Origin of the sequence: Mesorhizobium sp. M7A.F.Ca.MR.362.00.0.0, assembly GCF_004023175.1 — a bacterium.
Classification (GTDB): Bacteria; Pseudomonadota; Alphaproteobacteria; order Rhizobiales; family Rhizobiaceae; genus Mesorhizobium.
Genome location: NZ_RZTF01000602.1, coordinates 1 through 2,550, shown reverse-complemented (window position 1 = coordinate 2,550; position 2,550 = coordinate 1). Strand labels below are relative to the sequence as shown.

The 2,550-nt window shown below is 55.4% G+C and carries 3 protein-coding genes; 2 read left to right on the top strand and 1 reads right to left on the bottom strand.

From position 1 onward, the window contains the following. On the top strand, window positions 1-1,283 hold a 1,283-nt coding region (locus tag EOC06_RS35790; RefSeq protein WP_245470378.1), incomplete at its 5' end, for a lyase family protein. Between the two features lie 415 nt (window positions 1,284-1,698). Further along, on the top strand, window positions 1,699-2,034 hold the full coding sequence (locus EOC06_RS35785; RefSeq protein WP_128310016.1) for an Lrp/AsnC family transcriptional regulator: 336 nt from the start codon (window positions 1,699-1,701) through the stop codon (window positions 2,032-2,034). Between the two features lie 133 nt (window positions 2,035-2,167). Here the strand turns inward: EOC06_RS35785 and EOC06_RS35780 are convergent. Beyond that, the coding region (locus tag EOC06_RS35780; protein ID WP_164898952.1) for a GNAT family N-acetyltransferase at window positions 2,168-2,550 on the bottom strand (383 nt) is incomplete at its 5' end.

Below are 2,550 nucleotides of genomic sequence, written 5' to 3'. Positions count from 1 at the left end.
TCCTCAAGCACATCTTGGACCTCCAGGACGAGGGCTTCCAGTCTTTGGAGGGCCGCGAGGCTCCGCGTGGGCTCTATCTTGCTTATGAGGCCGAACTTGCCACCAGAGCTGGCCCGGAAAAGGCCGGCTGGCTGCACCTTGCGAGATCCCGCAACGACTTGAACGCGACCATTTCTCTTCTGGTCCTTCGGGAAGCTGCGTCTTCCATCTCTCAACAGATAGGAATTGCACAAGATGCCCTGCTTCAACGAGTGGAAGAGGCATCGAGACTTGTGGCTCCTTTGTACAGTCAATACCAGATCGCACTCCCCGGGTCGCCAGGGCACTATCTGCTTGGCGTCTTCTTCGCTCTGGCGCGCGAGCGCCAGCGCCTCCATAGCCTGCTGGAAGACATCAGGAACTGCCCAATGGGAGCTGGTGCTGGCGGAGGCACCAGTATGCCGATAGATCCTTTGAAAACCGCAAGTCTTCTTGGATTTGCACTGCCGTCGTACAACTCACTTGATGCGGTCGCGAGCCGAGACCATCACCTGCACGGGCTTTCAATCTTTGCTAGCATCTCAACCTTGCTCAGTCGTGTGGCCCAAGATCTGCAGGTTTGGACAACACGCGAGTTCGCTCTCATCGATGTTCCTCACATGCTTGCAGGCGGCTCTTCCATGCTGCCGCAAAAGAAGAACCCATTTCTACTGGAACACATCAAGGGGTCGGCAAGCACCGTAATTGGCGCATACGTTTCTGCGGCAACGGCTACCTGCAAGGCGCCTTTCAGCAACTCGATCGAAGCAAGCAACTACGGCTGCTCTCCTCTCAGGCTTTCAGAGGAAGCGCTGAAGCGAGCCATAACCCTAACATCGCTCATCGTGAAGTTCATGTCTTTCAACGTGGGGTCGATGCGTGAAAATCTGGAGGACGGCTCATCAATGACGGCTGTTGCCGCCGAACGAATGGCGTCGCAAGGCGTTCCTTTCAGGAAGGCCCACACACAAATTGGCGAGATCGCCCAGCGCCTGTCTCAGGATAGCTGTGTCACACAGCGCCGAAGTGAGCTTGCCGGCCAACTCGCTGGCGTGTTCCCGGCGAGTCTTGAAGAGTGCAGGGATGCTCTGCAGTTCGGAGGAGGACCAGGACAACGATCAACCGACGACCAGCTTTCCGTTGCAAAGGCGCTTTTTCGGGAAATGGAGTTGAAATGCGCCGAGATATCGGAACGTCGGGCGCACGCTGAGGTGCACTGCAAAGGGAGGGTGAAAGAACTCATCGATAAACACCGACCCAGTTGAAGGAGTGGAGTATGTGGCAAAGTCTTGCGGGTTTCTGGGGCCGGACAGGGGTTGCGGTCCGGAGCGCGAACCGACCTGATCGTATCGGGATTGAACGACGCCTGCTGACTTGGCGTGAAGAGTGGTCGCGTATCCGTTGTCGGTTCGTAGACAGGTTTGTGGGGTTCTGGGCCCCTCCCATGTTTCAAGTCAACGGTTCTCGGGACTGTCAGCAATTTTGTGCGCGAGGCCGGTTTCGTCATGACTGACGAACCTAACGACGAAAGCGACGGCGAACTGGGTCCTGGCCTCGAACCACGCGGTGGTCGTTTCCACTCTTCGGCCCGCGGTTCAGGACCTAGCAGCCTCCGACGTGACTACTATCATGGCGCAGAATTGCTCTGAGAGCCACGTATATCAGGAGAGTGCCTAGATCATGCAGGCTGGCAAAACGCGGCTCGACGATTTCATGTCCAGCTCAAACGAGAGAGCGGTTGGGCGTCCTCAGACGGTCATCGTCGAGGTGAGGGCTAAAAACGGAAAACTGGATTTGCTCGACGGGATGAAAAGACGGTTCCTGAACTGCCCTCAGGTGCAGCAATGCTACCACGTTACCGGAGAGGCAGACTTCCTCCTTATCATTACTACCATAGACATGGACGAGTATACGTCTCTTACACGGCAATTATTTTTCAAGGAAGGAAACGTGAAGAGCTTCCGAACTTGGGTCATGATGGAAGAGGTTAAGTCCGTGGGTCCAATCCCGCTTTAGCCATCGCTATTCCGCGGCCTCGACTTCGCTGCTTCACGATCGGGGGTACTGGTCAGTTGGAGAGTGTCAACGGGTACAGCATGAACGATTTGACCGCTAGGATGATCGGGCAACAGCCGACAGAGGAAGCCATTCAGACGGATTCTATCTCCCGTTCAAGGACATTTTGCAAGCCAAACTTTTCGTCGTAGTAAGTAGCGCCAGTGTCAAAAAAACCTGCCGTTAGATAGAAATGTCTAGCTCTTGCATTATTTTCTTCAACGGCAAGCATGAGGCGCTTGGCAGATGGGCGGTTTGCCGAAATCCAATGAGAGACAAGTCCAGTCGCCGCTTTTCCATATCCGTTACCTTGGTATCCTAGGCCTACGCGGAAGCTGTGCATGGTAATCACGCCTGGCGGGGCCCATTCAGGCAAGGCCGCTTTTTCACGCAGGACAAAGAAGCCAACGATCTGATGGTGGACAACGACTGCAAATGGATGCTCCAGGTCGGGGCGCGCGTTCCCTTGAAGCTCGG